Below are 23557 nucleotides of genomic sequence, written 5' to 3' on the forward strand. Positions count from 1 at the left end.
CATCAGTCTCCACCGCCCCCTGCCTGTGACGGAAGCGCATCTACGCAAGCGCCGCTCAAGGCGACGTCATCCCCTCGGATTTCCTGAAGAATGGGCAATGTGCTTTGCGCACCGAACTCGTCAATCGTTGACTGGTACACGCGGGCCGCGCCCGTGTTCGCAAAGGTCCCGAGAGTTGCCCATTCAGCAGGTTGCAACCCCAAATAGTTCGGGCGGGGCCGCGCGGCATCCAGCGTACCGATCGCGTCGCAATAAAACGCACGCGACCTCAGCAGCATTGTTTTGCGCTCTTCGGACGTTGGCGCGGCCTCGGCTGCCTTTTCATGCCTGAGACCCAGGGCAAGCGCTGCAAGCAGGTGCAGTTCCGCGTTCCCGCGAAACAGATCGTGCAATCCGGTTTCGATCTGGGCCTGTTCGTACAAAGCCTCGTGATATCCCGGCAGGCGCGGCGGCTGTGCATTGTGAAACTCGTAGTGACGCAGAGGGACAACGACATATGCAACGATGATGTCATCTCCGCTGGCACGGGCGCCCACCTCCAGCAGTACCCGTTCGTCATTGAGCACACCGGTCACATTCGCATCGTAATTGTCCGAGTTACGCATTTGACGCTGAGGGCAGTAGATAACCTTGGCCAGTGATCCCAGCGATGCATCCGCCTTGTCGAAATGCATCTCAAAAGCCGCAAGCAGGGCCCGCCGGTTCCTCTCACTGATCGCGCGCACCAAATCCATTGACCCGATCAACAGCTTATCGTTTTGTGCCGCATCATTAGGGCATCCCTGCAGCTGCGCATTGACTTGCTCTCCGGAAAGAAACGCGGCAAGGAACGCGGCCAGCATTAGATTTGTCAGTTTCAAGCGGCCAATTCGGCCAGACATACGGTTCACCATATCTTCCACCATGGTTGCGCCCTCTGTTCTGCTCGTTCGATCTGTTTCAATGCGGTCTGGATCGCCAGTCCAAAATTGGTCGCTTGCTCACCCGCAGGCACGCCTACACTCTCCAGATTTGCGTTCAGGCGTTCCAGCGGGTCGACGGCACCCTGACAGGCCACCGACCCGGCCGTTTCAATCGCAACCTTCCGCGTTTGCCATCTGAACGTCGATGTGGGGTCGTCAATGACCCTGACCAGAACGTCGCAGGTTCCGTCATTGGCAATCAAACCGGCCTGTTCCAGACCCAGTTTGCCCCACCCGATCTGCAGCTCGTTCCCATGCTCGACGAGTTGCACAAGAGGGTACGTAGCAACGCTTCCAAACCCGCCAAGCGCCAATGCTGTTGCCTTTGACTTGGCGGGATCGGTGGCCGAAGCCGGACTGTTCAGATCAATCACATAGGTTTTCAACTTATCCGCGGCATCAGCGCTGAACTGCGCGCGTTTCAAGTCCAGTTCGACGCTCTGCACCAGCAGATACCCCAAGAAGAACGCAACCGACGTCTTGATCAGCGCCATCAAAAGGTCGGCAAACCACGCACCGGTCTTGCTGCTTTTTGGCTCGGGTTTTTCTGTTTTCTCGGGCTGTGCGGCCCCACCGCTGCGCGCGTACACAAGCAGAGCCTCTGTCTTTTCAAAGCCCTCGTCTTCTGGGATATGTGCTTCGTCTTCCGTCATCTTGAATACGAAAATCTGATCCTTGAAATAGGTTGAGCCTATCACAGTGCGCCGGAATCCAGAAGAATTCCGCGATTGGCGCGCAAACGGCGGGTATCAACACACCCTGTTTTGATCGGTCCGGGTGAGAGTTTTCGAGCGTTCTTGGAGCTGAACTGAAGGCGAATGTCAGGCCTTTTCCCGGTTCAGCCTTTCACAAAAAGTGGCGACCCAAAAAATCCGCACAACGGCCAAAATCTGCAGGTTCCGTTGCCTGAAAGCGAGCGAAAATGCCTGAAATCCAAATATGTGTTACGGTTCTCAGAATAAATTTTGACGACGTTAGGGATTTGATATGGCAAGCCAACGCGTAAAACTGCGGTACTTTGCTATAGCCCTGCTCCCGATTTGCGTCTTTGGGATCCACGAGCTGATCCACCAAAACATGATCGCGGCCGAACTGGAGGTGCCAGTCGACATTCTCCACGGCGAGAACCCCTGGCTGGAAGCGGTTGGGCGGTATCGGTTTCTGGCCGCGTCCTGGTTCTTTGCCTTGATCTCCCTGTTGGCCGTCGCGTTGCTGGTCCGACATCTGATGCGCCCGATGGCGCGTGATACGCGGATTGCTGCAACGCTCACGACACTGGTCATTCTCATTTTGGCTGTGACCCCGACGATCCAGCAATATGCCACCTCGGCAACCCCGCGCATTTACCATCAGGTCGGAAGAGCCGTTTTTGAAATGGCCCTGTCCCAGGGAACTCTGCCGGGGTGCTTAGGTCCGGATGACCGATGGCTGCTGGGAGATTGCGGCGAGATCCCTGTTTTCTCGTTGTTCAGGCGCGTGCTGGACATCATCAATGCTCTTGCGGGGCTTTCCGTGGGTGCGCTGATTGTCGGCATGATCCTGTGTCTGGCATCCAGTGACAGTAGCGACATCGAAGAAAAAGCAGCCGAGTTGGCCAGAAGCCTCCGGCAGATGCGTCAGCAGCTTTACCTGTCCAGTCTTATCCTGACCTTTGGCATGTTTTTTGCCACCAGTTGGATGTACTGGCCGTTGCCTCTGATCTCGGACTCGGACAAGGCCGCCTACAGTTCGCTTGTGACCGCATCCGCTCTGTTCACCGGCACCTATTTCTGCCTGCTGATGCTGAGTTTCTATCTGCCCGTCGCCCTTGTTTTGGATGGCAGGGTCAAAGCCCTTGCAGACGCGGCAAGGCGAGTTGGCGCAACACAGCAAACGCTGGATGTCGACGATTGGAGAGCAACGCACGGATTGAAGGAAGGCGTCAGCGATGTTCTGCGCGCAGGCTTCGCGCTGGCCGCACCCATACTGGCCGCCTTTGCCGGGGGCATTTCGCCTTTGGCAGTCTAGAGGTCAGACGGTGCATATGCTCTGCAAATCCAATCGACATCGGAACTGCCGCACAAAAATCACCGCTCGAATCCGTCGATGACAATCTGTTCGCTGAGGCTGAATGAGTGGATGTACCTCAGAACCGACCGGTTTCCACCTGATACGAACCCCGCGAAAGGTCATGGCACCAGCACTGCCGCCCCCTGCAAGCGCCCGCTGCGCAAGTCATCCAACGCCTCGTTCGCATCCTCCAGTGCATAGGTCTGGGTGTGAGTGGAAACGCCCGCCCGTTGGGCCAGTGGGAAGAATTCCTCGCCGTCCTGACGCGTCAGGTTCGCAACCGACAAGATGTGCCGCTCACCCCAGAGGTCATCGTAGGGAAAGGACGGTATGTCGCTCATGTGGATGCCTCCGCAAATCACCCTGCCGCCCTTTCGCACGGCTTTGAGCGCTGCCGGCACCAGCGCCCCGACAGGCGCAAAGATAATGGCTGCATCCAATTCTGCGGGCGGACGCTCGTCTGAGCTGCCCACCCAAGTGGCACCCAACTGCCCGGCAAACGCTTGTGCATCCTCATCACCGGGTCGTGTCAACGCATAGACCTGCCGTCCCTGCCAGACCATGATCTGCGCCAGGATGTGCGCCGCAGCGCCGAATCCATAAAGGCCAATGGCATGCGCGTCTCCCGCCATCCGCAGGCAGCGATAGCCGATCAATCCCGCGCACAACAAGGGCGCCAGTTTGACCGGGTCAGCATCCTCGGGCAGAGCGAACACATAACGTGAATCGGCTATGCACGCTTCTGCAAAGCCGCCGTTTCTGGTGTAACCGGTGAATTCTGGGGCATCACACAAATTCTCCTGAGCGCTTCGGCAATAAGGGCATTGATGGCAGGTTGAGCCCAGCCAGGGCACACCGACCCGTTGCCCGATGCGCAATCCGGACACCTCCTCTCCCATGGCCTCAATTCTGCCGACGATCTCGTGCCCGGGAACCAGCGGCAGAACCGGTTGGGTTAAATCTCCGTCGATGACATGAAGGTCTGTTCGGCAAACGCCACAGGCCTCGACCCGGATCAGCACATCCTGCGACCCTGGTGAGGGGACATCCCATGCTTCAAGTCCAAGCAAGCCGCCCGCCCCGCGAAAAACCATAGCGCGCATGTTGAGGACCTCCTGATGTTCGAGCCTGAAAGACTATCACGTCCATGTCTGTGACAGAGATCAAGAGTACCGACGTTTGCCCGAGCAATCCACACCCGGCCTTCACCACACCCTTGCCGCCCTTGCCTGCGGCTATGGTGCGAACAACGTGCATGCACCGATCAAGGATTCAGATTTGGAGCGTCAGACCCGGTTCCAGAACACCCGGTCCCCACACCGCACAGAAGGCCTTGACCGACGGCTTTCAGGCCATCGGGGCCTGCATTACGCGCGTTTCGATAGCACGAAACATCCGACGCAGCGCCGGACCCACGCTTGACAGGTGTCAATCACATGGCTCTGATGACATTGTGAAAAACAAGTCCGTAGCCTGCAACGCAACAGCTCTGGTCGCACACTCATGCGGTGTCGACCTTGGTGACTTGGCTTGCCAGCAACAAGCCCGCGAGCCTTTGCCCGGCCGGTCTTGTGGCGCGCACTGTCCCAGGGTTGCCACCTCGTGACGGGGCTGATGAAGACCTATATCGGCTGTGTCGACCGGTGCAATCGCATGATCGGACGGGTCGTGATGTATGGCATCTTCGTGATGATGGCCATTCTGCTGTATTCCTCTGTTTCCAAGACCTTCTTCGTGCCATCACTCTGGACCCTGGAAATGGCACAGTTCGCGATGGTGGCTTACTACGTCCTGGGGGGGCCTTACGCGATGCAGATGGGCGCCAACGTCCGGATGGATCTGTTGTATGGCGACTGGACCGACCGCCGGAAAAGCCAGGTGGATGCCCTGACGGTGTTCTTTCTCATTGTGTATCTGGCGTTCTTGCTTTGGGGGGGATGGGACAGCCTGATGTATTCTTTCCAATATGGCGGCGAACGGTCGTCCTCGGCCTGGCGTCCGTACATCTGGCCGATCAAGACGATCATGGTCATTGGCATCGTTTTGATGCTGTTGCAGGCCGTTTCCGAGCTGTTCAAGGACATCCTGCGCCTGCGGGGCCACGACATGGGCCCGAAGGATGATGAACCCGTTCACATGGCACCCGAAGACCTCGACGGAGGGCACCGGGGGTGAGTTACGAATTGATTGCCGCGCTCATGTTCTCGACGATGATGCTGATGCTTCTGACCGGGCAGCGTGTTTTCGGGGCAATCGGGTTCGTGGCGGTCGTGGCCGCCTTTTTCCTGTGGGGGGATCGCGGCGGGTATGACCTTGGGTTTGCCGCCGCGATCAAGGTGATGCGCTGGTACCCGCTGCTGACGCTGCCGATGTTCATCTTCATGGGCTACATTTTGTCCGAATCTCGGATCGCCGACGACCTCTACCGGATGTTCCATGTCTGGATGGGGGGGCTGTCCGGTGGTCTGGCCATCGGCACAATCGGCTTGATGGTTCTGATCTCGGCGATGAACGGGTTGTCGGTCGCAGGCATGGCCATCGGCGCGACCATTGCCCTGCCGGAACTGCTGCGCCGCAACTACGACAAGCGCATGGTCACAGGCGTGATCCAGGCCGGGTCGTCACTGGGGATTCTTGTGCCCCCGTCCGTCGTATTGGTCCTGTATGCGATGATCGCCCGGCAGCCGGTGGGTCAGCTTTGGCTGGCGGGTGTCGTGCCGGGCCTCATGATGGCGACGCTGTTCATTATCTACATCGCCATACGCTGCCGCCTGAACCCCGCCCTCGGCCCGGCGATGAGCGCCGACGAACGCGCCCAAGTGACCTGGGGCGAAAAGCTGCGCCTGCTTGGCGCCGGATTGCTGCCCTTGGGCATCTTCGCGGTGATGATGGTGCCTTTCGTCAACGGCTGGACATCGCTGGTCGAAAGCTCGGCCCTGGGGGCCATCGCTGCATTCCTTGCCGCTGTTCTGAAGCGTCGGATGACGTGGCAGGTCTTTGAAACCTCGGTCAAACAGACGCTGGGCATCACTTGCATGTTCATGTGGATAATCCTCGCCGCGCTCGCCTTTGGTGCGGTGTTCGACGGTTTGGGCGCGGTAAAGGCCATCGAGAACCTGTTCACCGTCCAGCTTGGCCTGAACCCGTGGATCATCCTGATCCTGATGCAACTGAGTTTTCTGCTGATGGGCACCTTTCTGGACGACACCGCAATGCTGGTGATCGTCGCCCCACTGTATGTTCCATTGGTGGGCGCGCTTGGCTTCGACCTGATCTGGTACGGTGTGCTTTATACGATCACTTGCCAGATCGCCTATATGACGCCGCCGTTCGGGTACAACCTGTTCCTGATGCGAGCAATGGCGCCACCAGAAGTAACCATTGGAGATATCTATCGATCCATCATACCCTTCGTCGGTGTGATGGCGCTCGCCCTGGGATTGGTAATGGCTTTCCCGGAGATCGCATTGTGGCTTCCGGGTGTAGTTTACGGAAACTGAGCACGTGACAAGAACAAGTGATCGGGTCAACCGGTTCGAAGTTCAATTCTAAGCACAGGAGAGGATGACCATGACCACGACACGACGCAGATTCCTGAAGACTGCTGCTGTGGCGGCCCCGGCGACGCTTGCGGCGCCTGCCATTGTCAAAGCGCAGGCCCCGATCAAGTGGCGCTTTCAGACTTACGCCGGCGGGGCGCTGGGCGAACATGTGACTAAACCGGCGATCGACTATATCAACGCCAACGCAAACGGTGAGTTGCAGATCGAACTGTTTTACGCAGACCAGATCGTGCCCACAGGAGAACTCTTCCAGGCGCTGCAGCGCGGAACCATCGACGGGGTGCATTCCGATGATGACTCGATGGCCTCGCCCACACCACTGCGCGTGTTCGGTGGTTATTTCCCCTTTGCCACAAAGCACATTCTGGACGTCCCTGTGCTGTTCAACCAATACGGGCTGGCGGATATCTGGCGTGACGAATATGCAAAAGTCGGCGTCCAGTGGCTGTCGGCGGCCGGACAGGACCCCTGTAACTTCAACACCAAGAAAGAGATCACATCTGTCGCCGATCTGGATGGCCTGAAACTCTACACCTTCCCGACAGCGGGACGGTTCCTGGCCCAATTCGGTGTTGTGCCCGTGAATATCCCGTATGAAGACGCTGAAGTTGCCGTACAAACCGGTGAGTTGGACGGCATGGCCTGGTCCGGCATCACCGAGGATTACACGGTCGGCTGGGCGGATGTGACAGACTACTTCCTGACCAACAATATCTCGGGCGCCTGGATCGGATCCTGGTTTGCCAATCAGGAACGGTGGAACGAACTGCCCGATCACCTCAAATCCATCGTGATGGCCGGCATCGAGGCCAGCCATACCTACCGCAATCAATGGTACTGGGGCGGCGAAGCGGCCCTGCGCGCCAATGGCGATAAGCTGGAGCTTCGTTCCGTGCCCCCGTCCGAATGGGCAGAGGTTGAAAACGCGGCCAAAGTGTTCTGGGACGAGATCGCGCAGGAAGGCGAAGTGCACGAGAAGATCGTCGGTATCTTCCGAGAATACAACAGCGTCATCAATCAGGCCGGCGTTCCATACAACTTCGAATAAACAAGTTCGGGGCGGCCCAACGGGTGCCGCCCCAACCAAAGCAGGTTTGATGGGCGCAAATGACAAACAAGCCGGTTAAGCTATGAGCATTCTGAGAGTACCTTTGCTTCGACGCATTCTGGTCTTTGCGGGCCTTGGCGTTGCCCTGACTGTGGCATACGGCGCTTCGCCTCACGGCACGGCCCAGGCGGATTCAACATCTGTTGAGTCGACCGATACCGGCGCTGACGGCACTGAACAAGAACCCGATTGGGCGGATATCAAACCAATTCTGGACCACCGCTGCGTTGTCTGCCACAGCTGTTATGACGCGCCCTGTCAGCTAAAGCTCACGTCGCCTGACGGTCTGATGCGCGGTGGCAGCAAAGAAGCGATTTACCACACCCAGCGTCTGAGCGACGCGCGACCGACACGGCTGGGCATTGACGCCCAAACGGTATCAGGGTGGCGCGGCCTTGGGTTCCATCCGGTCACGCGCGATCCGTCCCAGTCGACCAATACCTCCAATTTGCTGGCGGATTATCTGGAACTTGGCCGCAAAAACGTGCTGCCGGCCAATGCACCCATTCCCGAAGAACTTGGTCTGGAGCTTGACCGGCCGCTGGCCTGCCCCTCACCACAGGAGTTCGAAGCATATCGCAATGCTCATCCGTTCGCGGGTATGCCTTACGCAACCGCGCCGCTAGATGACTCCCGGTTTCAGATGCTTTTGTCCTGGGCTCGCAGCGGAGCGCCACTTGGTTCAGGTCCTGCCGAAATTCCAGACGACATTGCTGAGCAGATTGCTTCATGGGAAGCTTTGTTGAACAAAAACGACCTGCGCAGCCGACTGGTCAGCCGATACCTGTACGAGCATTTGTTTCTGGCCCGCCTGCACTTTCCAACAGACGATCCCCGGCGTTTCTTCCAACTTGTCAGATCGGCAACGCCACCCGGCGAAGAGATCATCGTCATTGCGACCCGCCGTCCCTTTGACGATCCGGGTAACGCCCCGTTTTACTATCGTTTGCAGCTGAATGATGAAACAATCGTCCACAAGGAACACCTTGTTTACACGCTGAATCCGGAGCGGATGGCCCGGTTTCAGGAGTTGTTTTTCGTCCCCGACTGGACCCTTGCGGACCTGCCAACTTACGGGAACACAGAAGGCGGCAACCCGTTCAGCACATTTGCCGCCATCCCGGCCAAAAGCCGCTATCAATTCCTTTTGGATGATGCGCTGTTTTATGTCCGCAGCTTTATCCGTGGCCCGGTTTGCCACGGAGAAACCGCGGTGGACGTGATCGAAGATCGGTTCTGGGTGGCTTTCCTTGATCCTGACGCAGACCTCTCGGTCACGGATCCTGCTTATCTGGATGAGGGTGCCGCCTTTCTCGAATTACCCGTCTCGGTGGGCAATAACGGGGTTTTGAGCGAATTGCAGGGGTTTTCGCACCAAAACCAGATCAAATATCTGGAGTTTCGGGATGAACGATACCGAAACAGCGACCAGCATCAAACCGGCTTCGACTACGACGCCATATGGGATGGCGACGGTACAAACCCGAACGCGTTGATCACCGTGTTTCGTCACTTTGACAATGCCTCTGCCATGACGGGGTTTCACGGCGGCATTCCCGAGACGGCCTGGGTCATCGACTATCCGATCTTTGAACGCATCTACTACAACCTCGTTGCCGGGTACGATGTCTTTGGACGGGTCGAGCATCAGCTTTCGACACGCCTCTATATGGACGAGCTGCGTATGGAGAGTGAGGATACGTTCCTGTCCTTCATGCCCAGAAACCTGCGCCAGGGCATGCACCAGGGCTGGTACAAAGGTCTTCTGGCTGAAATTCACACGTATTGGCATCGCCGCCGTGTCGATGACAGTTTTCCTGCGGGCATCGAGTTCGGGACAGATACCCCAAAAGAGGAATTCCTTCTGTCATTGCTGGATCGAGGCAACGGGCTTTGGCCCGTTTCAGATGCGATCAACAGATGCGAGGGCGCAAATTGCCTGCAGTTCGACGACGTCGGTTCTGTGACGATCCTGGCTGCTTTGGCGAACCAGCGTGGCGACTGGGTGAAATACTTGCCGGATCTCTCCGTCGTCGTCGTTGAGACGGACGACGCTGACCCCGAAGTCTTCACGTTCGTGCATGACAAGGCCCATGACAATGTCGCCTTTTTGTTTGAAGAAGAATCCCGTCGCGACCTCCAATCCGATGTTCTGACAATTTTGCCCGGAATGATTGGGAGCTACCCGAATTTCTTTTTCCACCTGCGACAGAACCAATTGGCTTCCTTCCAATACAGTCTGAAATCCATGCAATCTCAGCAGGAATGGATGGAGGTTGTGGAGACTTATGGCGTGCGCCGAACCAGCCCGGAGTTTTGGGCGGTAAGCGACCAGATCCATTCGATTTTCGTGCGGCAGGACCCCGTGCAAGCGGGCATTCTGGACCTCAACAGGTACAAGGACCCAAAACCAGACGACGACCCGACCTGACCGTCGCAAGCTGGCCGCTTGGACACGCATTCAGTCAAATCTGAAAAGGTGGCTCTGACTTGCCGACATGCGTCCGCGGCCATAGATTGATGAGATGTGGTCCGTTGAAGACATCCGTCCTGCCTATAGCCGCGCCGAGCGTATCAGTGATGGCGTTGTTCATGTTCTCGGTGTCTCTTCGGCCATCATAGCCGTGCCCTTGCTGATCACGATGACGGTCTTTTACCGCTCGGACCCTGCCGCCGTTTTGGGCGCGTCAGTGTACGGTATCACGCTGGTTTTGATGCTGACCTTTTCGGCGCTGTACAACATGGTCGAAAGCGAAAGGTGGGGTGACTTTCTCCGCCGCTTGGATCACTCCGGCATCTACGTAAAGATTGCCGGAACGTACACGCCGTTTATCCTCCTGTCCGGAGTTCAGATACCCGGGCTTTTGATCGGCCTCTGGTCTTCCGCAACACTGGGGTCGCTTTTGAAGTTGGCAAACCCCAACCGCTTTCGATGGTTCGGGCTGGCGCTCTATCTGATGATGGGCTGGGCAGCTGTCTGGGCGGGGCAATCAATGCTGGCTGAACTGCCGCCAACGGTTCTGATTTTGATGATTTCAGGCGGGATCGTTTACACCGCAGGCGTCGTCTTTTACCTTCTGGACTGGTTACCGTTCCACAACACAATCTGGCATGTCTTCGTTTTGGCAGGGAGCGTCCTGTTTTTCGTCGCCGTCGCCGCACGGATCGAGCACTTGCCGTTTGTAGCCACGTGATGGTACTCACATCTGCCATATCAAAATGATTTTAACTTTAAATCAATGATTTAAACAATAAACCTGAAGCTCTCCCAACCAACACTCGATCATCTTCTTCAGCCCGGTGTTTCCGATCTGTATTCAGGCAACTTGGACAGCGCCGACTTGAGCGCATCGCCCCAACCATCTGAAATAGCTTTGAAATACGGATCGTCAGGCTCAAATCGGGTGCGCCGACCTGTGTTGAATCCATCCTCATCGTACAGAAGCACATCAAGTGGTGCTCCGACGGACAGATTCGCCTTGATTGTCGAATCGAAGCTGACAAGCAGCAGTTTGACCGCGTCCTCAAAGCTCAGTTGGGAATCGTAGGCGCGCACCAGGATCGGGCGCCCGTACTTTGTTTCACCAATCTGAAAGAAAGGCGTGTCGGCGCCCGCTTCGATGAAATTGCCTTCGGGGTAGATCAGAAACAGGCGGGATGGCCCGCCCTTGATCTGGCCACCCAGAATAAGCGTCGCATGAAACGAACTGTCAGCCTGCTGACCCGCGCGTGAATGCAGCTCGATCACATCCTTGAGCGTTTCGGCAACCAGTTGAGCCACCTGAAACATTGTCGGCGCTTCGAGGATCGACGGCGCTCTGTCGGCCGGTGCCTTGGTCCGCTCTTCCAGCATACTGACCGTTGCTTGCGTGGTGGCCAGGTTTCCCGCCGTCAGCAGAGTGATGGAGCGTTCGCCCTCGACCGTCCAATTGAACATCTTTTCAAAGGTTGAGATGTTGTCGACACCCGCGTTGGTGCGCGTGTCGGACATAAAGACCAGCCCGCGATCCAGCCGCATGCCGACAGCATAGGTCATTTCGGTCTCCGTTACTGCTGTGCGACCTGCAACTGCACTGTCAGCTGCTCACCCGCTGCCCCAATTCTGTTTCCTATTACCGGTGCAGCCTGCGCATAGTCCAGACCGGTTGCAACACGAACGTAGCGGCTGTCGGGCGATATTCCGTTCGAGACATCGAAACCGACCCAACCAAGCCCGTCCACATAGACCTCGGCCCAGGCATGCGTCGCGTCCTGCAGTTCGGTTTCGTTCATCATGAGGTAGCCGGAGACATATCTGGCAGGCAGACCGAGCTGCCGCGCACAGGTAATGAAAACATGCGTATGGTCCTGACACACGCCGCATCCGGCGTCGATCGCGTCCTCGGCGCTCCAATCCGGCCGCGAACTTCCAACCTCGTATTTGATGCGCTCGCGAACCAAGTCGGACAAGGCGTGAAGACGATCCAGAGGTTCGCTCTCGGGCAGTGATTCAATCAGATCTGCGACGCCTTTTTCCGGCGTTGTCTGTGGTGTCTCACGCCGAAACAGCCACAGTGGCGTGGACCCTTCATGCTTGCCAAGAACGCCGTGTGTGTCTTCAATTTCCACCACGCCTTCGGAGACAAGCCCAACGCTTGTCGTGTTTGGCTCAAAACTCACGAGTTCCACCGTATTTCGGTGACAGTCTTCGAAACTCAGCTCTTTCTGACCGCCGGTGACATAGGTGTCCCAGCCGAGGACATTCTGATTGCGAAATGACTTGGGCGTCTTTCTAAGCTGCTGCAGACCGAAAGGCACCGGCGCGTCAAAATCGTATCGTGTTTCATGTCTGATATGCAGTTTCATAGGCTACTCATAGAAGCGATAGTCGACCTCAATCTGGCGGCTTAATCCAGCGAGATCGGCCAGGGTGTCCTGAATGTATTCATGAAGGCCGTACTCAAAAATGCCTTTGATTTCCTGATCGGACAGCCGGGCATACAGGGCCTTCGACGTACCGCCCGACGGCATTTCGGCACCATAGCCTTTTTCCAGCAGTGCCAGACTTTCCCGTATATGGCGGCAGCAGTAACTCAGACTGCGCGGCATACGTTCGTCCAGTATCATGAACTCGGCGATATCGGACGGCGACGTTTTCTGGCCGTGTGTCATCCGATACCCGCCACCGGCGCCGACGGACCGCAGGATGGTTTCCCATTGCGCATTGTCCAGCGAGGACCCCACCGAAAATGCCGTTGGCAACAGGACGTAGTATTTCACGTCCAAAATGCGCCCCGTGTTGTCCGCACGTTCGATGAACGTGCCGAGTTGGGCAAAGTCATGAATGTCGTTTCGCAGCATCGTGCCCAGATAGGCACCGCGTACCAAGGCCGCCTGATGGCGGATCATCTCCAGCACCCCGGGCAGATCGCGCTCGTTCACACGACGTTTCAGGGGGGTTTCGACCCGCATCCACGTTGCGTTGACCGCGCTCCAGACGTCATAGGTCAGGGCGGTGCGCACGAGACGCGCGTTGTCTCGCGCCTGTTTGATGACGGATCGCACCGATGAGGGGTTGTCGGTGTCCCGCAGCATCCAGTCGATGGCATTGTCTTTGGCAACTTCATCGTACTTGGCCTGATACCCGGTCAGCACGCCTGCAGTTTGCAGAACCGGAATCCACTCTTCATCCGCGCTGTTCATTCTGGTCAACGCCATGCGCTGGCCGGTTTCCAGAAGCCTAGCCGTGTTTTCCGCACGCTCCAGATACCGGGTCATCCAAAACAGGCCACCTGCAGTTTTTCCCAGCACAGCCTAGTCCTCCAGAACCCAGGTGTCTTTGGTTCCGCCACCCTGGCTGGAGTTCACCACCAGCGACCCTTTCTTTAGCGCAACCCGGGTCAGTCCGCCCGGTGTAATCCTGATCCCGTCCGGTGACACCAACACAAACGGGCGCAGGTCCACATGCCTTGGTGCCAGCCCGGACCGGGCGAAGATCGGAACCGTGGACAGAGACAGTGTCGGCTGGGCGATGTAATTCGCCGGACGCGCCTTTAGCTTGTCTCGGAAGGCTGACATCTCTCGTTTGCTGGCCGCCGGACCAATCAACATCCCGTATCCGCCGGAGCCGTGAACTTCCTTCACAACCAGTTCCGACAGGTTGTCCAATACATACGCCAGCGATTGCGGGTCCGCGCACCGCCAGGTCGGTACGTTCTTCAGCAACGGCTTCTCTCCGGTATAGAACTCGACGATCTCGGGCATGTAGGAATAGATCGCCTTGTCATCGGCAATGCCCGTCCCTGGCGCATTGGCGATCGTGATCCCTCCGGCGCGGTAGACATCAAGAATTCCCGGCACACCCAGGGCGCTGTCCGGGTTGAAATTCAGCGGATCAAGGAATTCGTCGTCCACCCGTCTGTAGAGCACGTCAATCGGACGATAGCCTCGTGTCGTACGCATGCAGACCCGACCATGAACAACGCGCAGATCGTGCCCTTCAACCAGTTCCACAGCCATCTGATCTGCAAGGAACGCATGTTCGTAATAGGCGGAGTTGTAGATGCCCGGGGTCAGCACCGCGACCGTGGGCTCTCCGTCAGCGCAGTCCGGCGCACAGGCTGCCAGCGAGCGTCGCAAGCTGCGCGGGTAATCCGATACATTCCGCACGCTTGTGGTGCTGAAGAGTTCGGGGAACATCTTGAGCATCGTTTCGCGGTTTTCCAGCATATAGCTGACACCCGAGGGTGTACGTGCGTTGTCCTCCAGCACGAAAAACTCATCTGGTCCCGTTCGCACCAGATCAATTCCAACGATGTGGGTGTACACCTGACCCGGGGGCGACACCCCCAACATCTGCGGCAGGAAAGCCTCATTTTCGGCAATCATCTCGGCCGGAACACGCCCGGCCCGCACGATTTCCTGTCGGTGGTAAATGTCGTACAGAAAGGCGTTGATCGCCCGAACACGTTGTTCGATTCCGCGTTCGAGCCGCTGCCATTCCCGGCCTGAAATCACCCGTGGCACGATGTCGAAAGGGATCAGCCGTTCCTCGGCCTCGGCTTTGCCGTACACGTTGAACGTAATGCCTGTGAGTCTGAAAACTTCTTCTGCTTCGCGCTGTTTGGCTCGCAGCCGTGAGACATCTTCTGCATTAAACCAGCGACCGATTTCTTCGTATGGTCCTCGGAGTGATCCGTCGCCATCAAACATTTCATCAAAGTACCCACTCATGCGAGAAGCTTGACGAACATACCGAAGTTTTCAAGAAAAACTGTTGCTGCACCTGCTTGGTAGCGTGCAAGTCGTCCAAAAATCAGGCTGATTGTGAATGTCACCGGACGTCAGTCAAGGCGTGTAAGCGCCGCAGTGAATTCATACGACGCGCTCGGACACCTTTAGGCCGCCAATCTGCGCCAGGAGGTCAACAACCTCGTCAATACCCTGCCCGTGGCGCAGAGCTGAGAACACAAAGGGGCGCTCTTTTCGCATAGCAGTGGCGTCTCGCTCCATAACATCCAGCGACGCCCCGACATGTGGGGCCAGGTCAGTTTTGTTGATGATCAGAATGTCCGATTTAGTGATCGCGGGGCCGCCCTTACGCGGAATTTCTTCGCCAGCGGCCACGTCGATGACATACAGAGTCACATCGGCAAGCTCCGGACTGAAGGTTGCCGACAGGTTGTCACCACCGCTTTCTATCAAAACGACCTCTATCGACGGGTGACGGGTTTGCATTTCCGCCACCGCAGCCAGATTGATCGAGGCATCTTCACGGATCGCGGTATGCGGGCAGCCACCCGTTTCGACGCCGATAATACGGTCCTGCGGCAGGACCTGTAGCCGCATCAGCGCCTCAGCATCCTCCTGCGTATAGATGTCGTTGGTGATGACGCCCACGGAATGCGTATCGCACAGTGCCTTGGCCAGCGCTGCCGTCAGGGTTGTCTTGCCAGCCCCGACAGGACCACCGATGCCGATACGCAAGGGACCGTTCATGCTGTTCATGTTCGAAAAATCCTCGAATACTGTGTTTCATGTTTCATGGATGCAATATCGGCCCGGAATGCCGTCGAGCCGAGATCGTCCAATCCGCCTTGCCGCACCTCTTCGGCGACCCGGGCGCAGAGCGGTGTCAGCCTGCGTATCACCTGTTGCCCTTCCGTCTGCCCGAGTGGCACCAGGCGCGTGGCACAACTTGCGAGGTTGGACAGGAAGCTTAGCAAAAACATCTGAACCGTCAGGTCCAGCGGCAAACCCTGTTGTCGCGCGCCATACCCGACCGCGACAGGATAAGTCAGCCCCTGCAGGTCCAGCGCCCAGATGTCGGCTGTGACCTTGCAAAAAGCGTCGCCAAGCAAACGGGTTTCCATCAGTCTTTCGGACGAGGCGCAGAACGCCCTAGCCAATGCATCGACTTCGGCAAGCCGCTCAGCCGTATGGGCTTGGTACGCAGCAACCAAAAACAGGCCATCATTGCGGCCTGATCCGTGTTCCAGGACATCCGAAATCCAACTGGTCGTGCCGACAGCATCCTTGACCTCTCCGCATTCGATCGCCCATTCCAGACCGTGCGAATAGGCGAACCCCCCCACCGGGTAGGCGGGCGAGAGCCACTGAGTCAGCGTCAGGATATCGGCGTCAGTGGGCGTGGCCATGCGTCCTGCCGTGGCCGTAAGCGCCACCTTCGGGGGTAAAGGGTTCCACGACTTCGCGCGTGCACGCGCCCAGTTTGGTCAGCATATCGCGAATGACATGATCGCGCTGGATCAGGAGGCGGTTATCTTCGATCTGGCATGGCGTGTGACGATTGCCGATATGCCATGCCAGCCGCAACAGGTTGTCTCCGGTGACTTCCAGCAGGTCTTCCGGGGCCGCCACAACTTCAACCTCGCGCCCGTCCTCCAGAACAAGGACCCCGCCGTGATCCAGCGATCTTGTTTGCGCCAGATCGACCAAAAACGCTTCTCCATCATCGGTCGCCAGCATTTTGCGGCGCAAAAAGCGGCCATCGTAATCCAGCGAAACCTGTGCATGCGCTGGGGCGTGGTGATGATCATGATAGACACGGGCGGTTTTGATCGCGGTCGTCATAGGGGGCCTCGTTTTATCTCAGAACATGAAATAGCGCTGCGCCATCGGCAGCACCTCGGCGGGTTGGCAGGTCAGCAGTTCACCATCAGCGCGCACCTCATACGTTTCGGGGTCTACCTCGACGTGAGGGGTTGCGTCATTTAACAGAAGGTCACTCTTACCGATGGCGCGCGTGTTGTGTACCGCGACAGTCGTTTTTGCCAATCCCAGTGTATCACCGATTCCGTCCGCTTGCGCGGCTTCCGAGACGAACGTGATCGCCGAGTTCTCGACAGATCGGCCATAGGCACCGAACATCGGGCGGCTGTAGACCGGCTGCGGCGTTGGGATCGAGGCATTGGGATCGCCCATCTGCGCGCAGGCAATGGTGCCGCCCAACAGAACCATTTCGGGCTTTACCCCAAAGAAGACCGGGTTCCACAGGACCAGATCGGCGCGCTTGCCTTCCTCGACACTCCCGATCTCGTGACTTAGCCCGTGTGCGATGGCCGGGTTGATCGTGTATTTCGCGATGTACCGGCGGACGCGCATGTTGTCATTTTCACCGGTTTCCTCGGGCAGCCGTCCCCGCTGTTTCTTCATTTTGTCCGCCGTCTGCCATGTGCGGATCAGAACCTCGCCGACACGGCCCATGGCCTGACTGTCTGACGCGATGATGCTGAACGCCCCCATGTCATGTAGGATGTCCTCGGCCGCAATGGTCTCGCGCCGAATGCGGCTTTCGGCAAAGGCCACATCCTCGGGGATGGATTTGTCGAGATGGTGGCAGACCATCAGCATGTCCAGATGCTCCTCCACCGTGTTGACGGTGAAGGGGCGTGTGGGATTTGTCGATGACGGAAGGACGTGATTTTCGCCACAGATTTTGATGATGTCCGGAGCATGACCACCCCCTGCACCTTCGGTATGAAACGCGTGGATCGTCCGGCCTTTCATGGCGGCAACGGTGTTCTCCACGAACCCGGATTCGTTCAAAGTATCGGTGTGGATCATCACCTGCACATCCATTGCATCCGCCACCGTCAGGCAACAGTCGATGGCGGCAGGTGTTGTCCCCCAGTCCTCGTGCAGTTTCAACGCGCAGGCCCCGGCCTTGACCTGTTCCTCCAACGCGGCCGGCAATGAGGCATTGCCCTTGCCCGCAAAGGCCAGGTTCATCGGGAAGGCGTCTGCCGCCTGCAGCATCCGTCCGATATGCCAGGGGCCAGGGGTACAGGTGGTGGCCAATGTCCCGTGTGCCGGGCCGGTGCCGCCACCCAGCATCGTGGTCAGGCCGGAATGCAGCGCGTCCTCTATCTGCTGCGGGCAGATAAAGTGGATATGGCTGTCGAACCCGCCCGCCGTCAGGATGCGACCCTCGCCGGCAATGGCCTCGGTTCCGGGCCCGATGATGATGTCGACACCCGACTGCGTGTCGGGATTGCCGGCCTTGCCGATTTTGATGATGCGACCGTCCTTCAGGCCCACATCGGCTTTGTAGATTCCGGAATGATCCACGATCAGCGCATTGGTGATGACCGTGTCGACCGCTCCGTCAGCCCGAGTCGTCTGAGATTGCCCCATCCCGTCCCGGATCACCTTGCCGCCACCAAACTTTACTTGCTCACCATAGAGCAGTGCCTTGTCGCCAGTGCCGGCTGCGGCAGCAAGCTCGGCCGTCAGATCGCGTTCAACCTCAATGATCAGATCCGTATCCGCCAGCCGCAGCTTGTCACCGGTGGTGGGACCGAACATGGCGGCATAGTCAGAACGTTGGATTGTTGCTGGCATTGAATAGTTCGCTTACTCAGTGATCATCTGGGGATTGCTGAAGGTACTACTGTTTAGTTACCCCTTCAGCTGGTACTCATGTTTTTCTTTTTCTTCCAAGTTGTTACTCAGTCATCTGTGCGCTGATGAATTTTCTTCCATTTAAATCCAGCGCTTTGGCCGAAGTCCGGAAGGGGAGTGCCGATCCCCGGCTATTTTGCTTGCAACAACTGTGTTTTAACCTCGTTTCGTTGTGACTATTAGAAAGGATGTCCATCGCCGAATCATATTTCGGCCTTAAACAAGGAGGACATCCAATGGCGCCTATCGAGTTCTGGCTGAAGTTGGCCAATCTGTTAGTGCCAACAACGATCGCAGCTATTTTACTCGTTGGAAAATACCGTGGCTGGTTTTGAGGGCGCTCCGAGTTGGCAGCCACGTTTTGTAACCAACTCGTTCCCAAGTTGTTGCTGGGCGCGAGTCTCATTTCAGAGTATCCCACTCTATCAATAGACAGAATCATAGCGCTCCCATGACCTTTTGGTTGAAGCCATAGACCATCCGCTTGCCGCCGAACGGGATCAGTGAAACCTCGCGGCTCTGACCCGGCTCGAACCGCACAGCGGTTCCAGGGGCGATATCCAGACGCAGCCCGTGCGCGGCCACCCTGTCAAAATCAAGGGCCGGATTTGTCTCGGCAAAGTGATAGTGCGAGCCGACCTGAATCGGCCGATCACCCGTGTTGGCAACCATCAAAACCATCGCCTGCGCGCCTGCGTTCAGGGTAATTTCGCCCTCGGCAGGAATGACCTCGCCGGGTATCATTTTGGCAATCGCGAGGCGAACAAAACTGCGGCCAGCGCGATTACGGCCAGCCCGATGCCCAGACTGACGTAATCTGTCCCATGCGCGTGGATGTGAGCATCGCCGTGCGCACTGGCAGGACCAGCGAGGATGAAGGCCGGAAACAGCATACGGGTCATGAATGGCTCCTTGGGTCTATCTTATCGGGTTGTGAACGGTGACCAGCTTGGTGCCGTCCGGGAACGTTGCTTCAACCTGAACCTCGTGGATCATCTCGGGCACACCCTGCATGCACTGGTCCCGCGTAATCACCTCGGCCCCGGCTTGCATCATGTCAGCGACAGAGCGACCATCGCGCGCGCCTTCGACCACCGCGTCCGTGATAAGGGCGATTGCTTCGGGGTGGTTCAGCTTGACCCCGCGCGCCAGCCTTTTGCGGGCGATCTCGGCCGCCATGGCGATCATCAGTTTGTCTTTCTCGCGGGGTGTCAGGTTCATGTCAGAGCGTCCAGCATTTGGGCAACGCATCGCCGTTGAGATGCGTTGCAATCGGCAGCAGCGACCGTCGAAGCGCAAAGCTGTCCCGCGCCAAAACCCTGATCGCCAGCACATCATCGTTCACAAGGCTGGCGCCAGCGTTGTCCGGCAGCATCTCACGCACGGTTTCCAGATGTGCTTCTGCGCAATGCGAAACCATGATGACAATCGCCATCGCACCAGCGCCGCCCGCTATATGCGGTCGGGACAGATGCGCGTTCAGATCACCGGAAAAAGCCATGGCATCTAGAAACAGAGGCCTCTTTTTCCGTTGTATTTCAATCCGATCGCTTAGTCGGATATCCGTCAGGACTTCCCCCATGGCCGGGCGCCCGAACACAAACGCTTCGACCACCAGTGCGGTCGCGCCTGAGTCCAAATCGATCACCAGGCGCCGGGTCAGAGCGCTGCCGTCGAACAGGATCGTTTCCTGTGGCAACCAGTTCAGCCGTGCCTCGGCCTCCACAACAATGTGGTTTCGAATTTCCCCGACTTGCCCTGGTTGCGCCTTGTAAGCCCGCTCGCAGGCCTGTGTCGTCAGGGTCAGAACGGTGCCCTCGGATACTTTCCCGAAGAAACGAAATCTGTCACCCCCCGTCACGCCGCCTGCCGTGTTGAGCAGAACCGCCTCCAACTCGGGTTTTCTGGTTCGAGGGAAAAGGCACTTGAAGGACCCCGCTTGCCGAAACGTATCGATCACGGTCAGATTGCGGTTTCGTTTGGTTTCAAGCCGCACCAAGCCCCGCGCCCGCGGCGCGTGACCCCCAGAGGTCGGGTTTATTGCAACTTGATGAGTAATCGGGCGCCCCTCAGATCCTAGACGTCTGACGCCTGTTTCGGCTTAGGCCGTGCCAAACTCTATTGATCGGAAGCTTTTCACTATATTCTGAGGTACATTTGCCAAATCTATTGTCACTTTTGGATTGAAAGCCAAAAATTTGGGCAACCTTGGAAGCTGGCACGCCAACACGAATCCTCCGCGTATCGGCGAAACCTCACCGCGTCACAAAGGGGCGATCTTGTGTGCCGGCGGTCTGCGCAGTGCCAACTCGAAAGAACTCCAATATCGCAAAGACCCGGTTGTTGAAAAATTGCATTCGAACAAAACCCACGGCTCTTTGCCAAGTTCAACACCAAGTAACTTGATACAGCCGCCGGGCGACTTTGAGATTCCGGCACACAGGGCAAAGACTGCGCGGAGACCTGTCCGCTGTTTTAGGTGGGCCGGTTTCAGTCGTACCGCAACTCGGTCGCCTTGCCTCGAAACACCGTGTAGGCCAGCGCCGTATAGCCGGCGATGACTGGCAGAACAAACAAGGTTCCGATCAGAATGATGAACAGGCTTTCAGGTGCGCTCGCTGCCTCATAGATCGTCAATTTTTCAGGAACGACATAGGGGTAGAAACTGTAAGCCATCCCAAAGAACGCCAACGAAAACAGAACGATCGAGGCCACGAACGGAAACCAGGCCCAACTGTCATTGCGGGTCGGCAAGTGCCTGAGCGCAAACCATAGCAGGGCGATCAGCATTCCGGACATCAAGGGCAATGGCAGCAGGAGGAAGAACTCGGGGAATGTGAACCATTTGTCGAAAATGCGGGGGCTGACCCAGGGCGTTGCCAAGGACACTGCGCCGATTCCGATCACCAACCCCCAGATGCCACCTTTGGCCCAGCCTACGGCTTTGCGCTGCAATACACCGTCCGTCTTCAGAATGATCCAGCACGCGCCGATGAAGGAGTACCCCACGGCCAGAAACACTGCAGTGATCGCCGCAAACACCCAGGTGCCGAATGTGCTGTCCAGCCCCATGATGTATTTACCCAGCATGAACCCCTGCGACAGCGACGTCATCAGCGAGCCCACGAAGAACGCCATGTTCCAGCCGTGCTTGTGGTGAGCGGGCGCCTTGACCCGAAACTCAAAGGCCACGCCCCGCAGGATCAAACCGATCAGCATGATTGCCACGGGCAGATAAAGGGATGTCAGGATGACGCCGTGCGCGGTTGGAAACGCGACCAGCAATATGCCGATTGCCAGAACCAGCCATGTCTCATTTGCGTCCCAGAACGGTCCTATGGATGCGACCATCCGGTCCTTCTCGTCTTCATCCGCAAACGGGAACAAAACCCCGACGCCCAGATCAAAGCCGTCAAGCACCACGTAGACGAGGATCGAAATTCCCATAAGGGCCGCAAAAGTCAGGGGCAGCCAGTGGGTCGGATCACCAAAGAATTCCATCGCAGTCTACTCCGCAGGGACGGCTTGCGCATCGGTACGCGGCGCATCCTGCATCGCCGCCTTGCGCGCCAGATAGAACAGCACGCCAATATAGGCTGCCAGAAGCAGCGCGTATATCGCCAGATACGCCGCAAGAGTTGTGCCCACCATCGGGGCCGGTACATCCGCCACCGCTTGTTCCGTGGTCAGAACCCCGTGGACCAGCCATGGCTGTCGTCCTATCTCGGTCGTGTACCAACCGGCCAGCGTTGCCACCCATCCGGAAAATGCCATCGGAACCAGCGCGAATTGCATAAGTCTGGGAACCCCCGCAGGTCCTTTGTCGCGCCGCATGAACCATACGGTGGCCCAACTGAGCAACAGCATGGCCACACCAGTTCCCACCATGACGCGGAATGACCAGAACACCGGAGCGACAGGTGGATGCAGAACCGTCCCGTCCTCGGTTACGAAATCATTCAAACCGGGCACGACGCCGTCGGCTTTGTGCGTCAGAATGATGGACGCCAAATTGGGGATGCTGACTTCGTACCGGTTTTCGCGGGCGTCCTCATCGGGAAACGCGAACAGTACCAGCGGGACGTTGGACCTTGTGTCCCAGTTGCCTTCCATTGCGGCAACCTTCTGAGGTTGATGCTCAAGCGTGTTCAGCCCGTGCATGTCACCCATAAAAATCTGCGCCGGGATGAGCACGGCCCCAAGCCAGGCACCGGTTCTGAATGTCGCCCGCACGTCCCGCCCCCGGTCACCGACCAACCAGCGAAAGGTCGAAAGCCCCAGGATCAGGAAAGCCACAGTCAATCCGCTCGCCAGCAGCATATGGGCCAGCCGGTATGGCATGGAGGGGTTGAAGATGATCGCCCACCAGTCGGTCGCAAAGGCGACGCCTTCGCGCATCTCGAATCCGGCTGGCGTATGCATCCAACTGTTGAGGACAAGTATCCAGAAGGCCGACATGGTCGTGCCGAACGCGACCAGAAAAGTCGACGTTGTATGCAGCCAGTTGGGCACCTTGGAGAACCCGAACAGCATGATCCCTAGAAAAACCGCCTCAAGAAAGAAGGCGGTAAGGATTTCGTAGGCCAGAAGTGGCCCGGCGATATTGCCGACCGTTTCCATGAAACCCGGCCAGTTCGTTCCGAACTGGAAGGACATTGTGATGCCCGAGACAACGCCCATGGCAAAGGAAAGCGCAAACACCTTTACCCAAAAACGATAGGCATCCATCCACTTCGCATCGCCCGTTGCGTTAAAGCGCAGTTTGAAGAACAGCAGCACCCAGCCCAAGGCGATTGTGATCGTGGGAAACAGAATATGAAAAGAAATGTTCGCTCCGAACTGTATCCGGGACAGCAGTAACGTATCCATCGCGCCACCTGCATTTGATGTTTGCGGTCAACTCGCAGATAGGCCGCGCCCGAACCTGTGGAAGGACATCTGCGACAGCGCGTCATGCGGCAGGGTGGCGCAGG

At 57.5% G+C, this 23557-nt stretch carries 23 protein-coding genes; 6 read left to right on the forward strand and 17 right to left on the reverse strand.

From position 1 onward, the window contains the following. Positions 1 to 2 precede the first annotated feature (2 nt). Together ACR3E0_RS13170 and ACR3E0_RS13175 are read right to left on the reverse strand one after the other, a co-directional pair. A complete protein-coding gene (locus tag ACR3E0_RS13170; protein WP_480479273.1) occupies positions 3 to 860 on the reverse strand; it encodes a hypothetical protein in 858 nt (285 codons plus the stop codon). A 26-nt stretch (positions 861 to 886) separates the two neighbouring features. Continuing rightward, on the reverse strand, positions 887 to 1615 hold the full coding sequence (locus ACR3E0_RS13175) for a hypothetical protein (protein WP_480479274.1): 729 nt from the start codon (positions 1613 to 1615) through the stop codon (positions 887 to 889). Positions 1616 to 1949: 334 nt separating this feature from the next. Between ACR3E0_RS13175 and ACR3E0_RS13180 the strand changes: the two genes are divergently transcribed. Then, positions 1950 to 2969 (forward strand): hypothetical protein, encoded by a 1020-nt coding sequence (locus ACR3E0_RS13180; protein ID WP_480479275.1) that lies wholly within the window; start codon positions 1950 to 1952, stop codon positions 2967 to 2969. Between the two features lie 161 nt (positions 2970 to 3130). Here the strand turns inward: ACR3E0_RS13180 and ACR3E0_RS13185 are convergent, their stop codons facing one another. Beyond that, positions 3131 to 4114, reverse strand: a complete 984-nt coding sequence (locus tag ACR3E0_RS13185) for a zinc-dependent alcohol dehydrogenase family protein (protein ID WP_480479276.1) — start codon at positions 4112 to 4114, stop codon at positions 3131 to 3133. Between the two features lie 511 nt (positions 4115 to 4625). Between ACR3E0_RS13185 and ACR3E0_RS13190 the strand changes: the two genes are divergently transcribed. From ACR3E0_RS13190 to trhA, 5 genes are all read left to right on the forward strand, one after another. After that, the gene (locus ACR3E0_RS13190; RefSeq protein WP_480479277.1) at positions 4626 to 5186 is read left to right on the forward strand and encodes a TRAP transporter small permease subunit; all 561 of its coding nucleotides are present in this window, start codon (positions 4626 to 4628) and stop codon (positions 5184 to 5186) included. After that, positions 5183 to 6511: a TRAP transporter large permease gene (locus tag ACR3E0_RS13195; protein WP_480479278.1), complete on the forward strand. Its 1329-nt coding sequence runs from the start codon at positions 5183 to 5185 to the stop codon at positions 6509 to 6511. Before ACR3E0_RS13190 ends, ACR3E0_RS13195 begins: the two co-directional genes overlap by 4 nt. A gap of 70 nt (positions 6512 to 6581) precedes the next feature. After that, positions 6582 to 7622, forward strand: coding sequence for a TRAP transporter substrate-binding protein (locus ACR3E0_RS13200; RefSeq protein ID WP_480479279.1), 1041 nt, complete (start codon positions 6582 to 6584; stop codon positions 7620 to 7622). A gap of 82 nt (positions 7623 to 7704) precedes the next feature. Further along, positions 7705 to 10113, forward strand: a complete 2409-nt coding sequence (locus tag ACR3E0_RS13205; RefSeq protein ID WP_480479280.1) for a fatty acid cis/trans isomerase — start codon at positions 7705 to 7707, stop codon at positions 10111 to 10113. A gap of 94 nt (positions 10114 to 10207) precedes the next feature. Continuing rightward, a complete protein-coding gene (gene trhA / locus ACR3E0_RS13210; protein WP_480479281.1) occupies positions 10208 to 10876 on the forward strand; it encodes a PAQR family membrane homeostasis protein TrhA in 669 nt (222 codons plus the stop codon). A 98-nt stretch (positions 10877 to 10974) separates the two neighbouring features. Here the strand turns inward: trhA and ACR3E0_RS13215 are convergent, their stop codons facing one another. From ACR3E0_RS13215 to ACR3E0_RS13280, 14 genes are all read right to left on the reverse strand, one after another. Beyond that, positions 10975 to 11718, reverse strand: coding sequence for a proteasome-type protease (locus tag ACR3E0_RS13215; RefSeq protein WP_480479282.1), 744 nt, complete (start codon positions 11716 to 11718; stop codon positions 10975 to 10977). A gap of 11 nt (positions 11719 to 11729) precedes the next feature. Continuing rightward, positions 11730 to 12527 (reverse strand): transglutaminase family protein, encoded by a 798-nt coding sequence (locus ACR3E0_RS13220; RefSeq protein WP_480479283.1) that lies wholly within the window; start codon positions 12525 to 12527, stop codon positions 11730 to 11732. Between the two features lie 3 nt (positions 12528 to 12530). Next, positions 12531 to 13472 carry an alpha-E domain-containing protein gene (locus tag ACR3E0_RS13225; protein WP_480479284.1) on the reverse strand — a complete coding sequence of 314 codons (942 nt, stop codon included), beginning with the start codon at positions 13470 to 13472 and terminating at the stop codon, positions 12531 to 12533. Positions 13473 to 13475: 3 nt separating this feature from the next. Continuing rightward, positions 13476 to 14894: a circularly permuted type 2 ATP-grasp protein gene (locus ACR3E0_RS13230; protein ID WP_480479285.1), complete on the reverse strand. Its 1419-nt coding sequence runs from the start codon at positions 14892 to 14894 to the stop codon at positions 13476 to 13478. 141 nt (positions 14895 to 15035) lie between these two features. Continuing rightward, positions 15036 to 15668, reverse strand: a complete 633-nt coding sequence (gene ureG, locus ACR3E0_RS13235; RefSeq protein WP_480479286.1) for an urease accessory protein UreG — start codon at positions 15666 to 15668, stop codon at positions 15036 to 15038. Beyond that, complete coding sequence (locus ACR3E0_RS13240; RefSeq protein WP_480479287.1) at positions 15665 to 16318, reverse strand: urease accessory protein UreF; 654 nt, start codon at positions 16316 to 16318, stop codon at positions 15665 to 15667. Before ACR3E0_RS13240 ends, ureG begins: the two co-directional genes overlap by 4 nt. Next, entirely contained in the window at positions 16302 to 16754 is a 453-nt protein-coding gene (gene ureE, locus ACR3E0_RS13245) for an urease accessory protein UreE (RefSeq protein ID WP_480479288.1), read from the reverse strand. The genes ACR3E0_RS13240 and ureE overlap by 17 nt, the downstream gene beginning before the upstream one ends. Positions 16755 to 16772: 18 nt before the next feature. Next, on the reverse strand, positions 16773 to 18524 hold the full coding sequence (ureC, locus tag ACR3E0_RS13250; protein ID WP_480479289.1) for an urease subunit alpha: 1752 nt from the start codon (positions 18522 to 18524) through the stop codon (positions 16773 to 16775). A gap of 498 nt (positions 18525 to 19022) precedes the next feature. Continuing rightward, positions 19023 to 19328 carry an urease subunit beta gene (locus tag ACR3E0_RS13255; protein WP_480479290.1) on the reverse strand — a complete coding sequence of 102 codons (306 nt, stop codon included), beginning with the start codon at positions 19326 to 19328 and terminating at the stop codon, positions 19023 to 19025. Further along, positions 19325 to 19486, reverse strand: a complete 162-nt coding sequence (locus ACR3E0_RS13260; RefSeq protein ID WP_480479291.1) for a hypothetical protein — start codon at positions 19484 to 19486, stop codon at positions 19325 to 19327. Before ACR3E0_RS13260 ends, ACR3E0_RS13255 begins: the two co-directional genes overlap by 4 nt. A gap of 16 nt (positions 19487 to 19502) precedes the next feature. After that, entirely contained in the window at positions 19503 to 19805 is a 303-nt protein-coding gene (locus tag ACR3E0_RS13265; protein ID WP_480479292.1) for an urease subunit gamma, read from the reverse strand. 1 nt (position 19806) lies between these two features. After that, on the reverse strand, positions 19807 to 20544 hold the full coding sequence (locus tag ACR3E0_RS13270; RefSeq protein WP_480479293.1) for an urease accessory protein UreD: 738 nt from the start codon (positions 20542 to 20544) through the stop codon (positions 19807 to 19809). Between the two features lie 530 nt (positions 20545 to 21074). Continuing rightward, positions 21075 to 22085, reverse strand: a complete 1011-nt coding sequence (locus ACR3E0_RS13275) for a cytochrome d ubiquinol oxidase subunit II (RefSeq protein ID WP_480479294.1) — start codon at positions 22083 to 22085, stop codon at positions 21075 to 21077. A gap of 6 nt (positions 22086 to 22091) precedes the next feature. Continuing rightward, entirely contained in the window at positions 22092 to 23453 is a 1362-nt protein-coding gene (locus ACR3E0_RS13280; RefSeq protein WP_480479295.1) for a cytochrome ubiquinol oxidase subunit I, read from the reverse strand. Positions 23454 to 23557 lie beyond the last annotated feature (104 nt).

The organism is Ruegeria sp. AJ12 (assembly GCF_056536245.1).

Bases quoted from the DNA above. Each gene is read 5' to 3' on its own strand.
- ACR3E0_RS13230 (WP_480479285.1), bottom strand. From the start codon at position 14,894: ATGAGTGGGTACTTTGATGAAATGTTTGATGGCGACGGATCACTCCGA.
- ACR3E0_RS13205 (WP_480479280.1), top strand. From the start codon at position 7,705: ATGAGCATTCTGAGAGTACCTTTGCTTCGACGCATTCTGGTCTTTGCG.
- ACR3E0_RS13240 (WP_480479287.1), bottom strand. From the start codon at position 16,318: ATGGCCACGCCCACTGACGCCGATATCCTGACGCTGACTCAGTGGCTC.
- trhA (WP_480479281.1), top strand. From the start codon at position 10,208: ATGTGGTCCGTTGAAGACATCCGTCCTGCCTATAGCCGCGCCGAGCGT.
- ACR3E0_RS13275 (WP_480479294.1), bottom strand. From the start codon at position 22,085: ATGGAATTCTTTGGTGATCCGACCCACTGGCTGCCCCTGACTTTTGCG.
- ACR3E0_RS13265 (WP_480479292.1), bottom strand. From the start codon at position 19,805: ATGAACCTGACACCCCGCGAGAAAGACAAACTGATGATCGCCATGGCG.
- ACR3E0_RS13255 (WP_480479290.1), bottom strand. From the start codon at position 19,328: ATGATACCCGGCGAGGTCATTCCTGCCGAGGGCGAAATTACCCTGAAC.
- ureG (WP_480479286.1), bottom strand. From the start codon at position 15,668: ATGAACAGCATGAACGGTCCCTTGCGTATCGGCATCGGTGGTCCTGTC.
- ACR3E0_RS13180 (WP_480479275.1), top strand. From the start codon at position 1,950: ATGGCAAGCCAACGCGTAAAACTGCGGTACTTTGCTATAGCCCTGCTC.
- ACR3E0_RS13220 (WP_480479283.1), bottom strand. From the start codon at position 12,527: ATGAAACTGCATATCAGACATGAAACACGATACGATTTTGACGCGCCG.
- ACR3E0_RS13260 (WP_480479291.1), bottom strand. From the start codon at position 19,486: ATGACCCGTATGCTGTTTCCGGCCTTCATCCTCGCTGGTCCTGCCAGT.
- ACR3E0_RS13280 (WP_480479295.1), bottom strand. From the start codon at position 23,453: ATGGATACGTTACTGCTGTCCCGGATACAGTTCGGAGCGAACATTTCT.
- ACR3E0_RS13185 (WP_480479276.1), bottom strand. From the start codon at position 4,114: ATGCGCGCTATGGTTTTTCGCGGGGCGGGCGGCTTGCTTGGACTTGAA.
- ACR3E0_RS13200 (WP_480479279.1), top strand. From the start codon at position 6,582: ATGACCACGACACGACGCAGATTCCTGAAGACTGCTGCTGTGGCGGCC.
- ACR3E0_RS13215 (WP_480479282.1), bottom strand. From the start codon at position 11,718: ATGACCTATGCTGTCGGCATGCGGCTGGATCGCGGGCTGGTCTTTATG.
- ureE (WP_480479288.1), bottom strand. From the start codon at position 16,754: ATGACGACCGCGATCAAAACCGCCCGTGTCTATCATGATCATCACCAC.
- ACR3E0_RS13175 (WP_480479274.1), bottom strand. From the start codon at position 1,615: ATGACGGAAGACGAAGCACATATCCCAGAAGACGAGGGCTTTGAAAAG.
- ureC (WP_480479289.1), bottom strand. From the start codon at position 18,524: ATGCCAGCAACAATCCAACGTTCTGACTATGCCGCCATGTTCGGTCCC.
- ACR3E0_RS13190 (WP_480479277.1), top strand. From the start codon at position 4,626: ATGAAGACCTATATCGGCTGTGTCGACCGGTGCAATCGCATGATCGGA.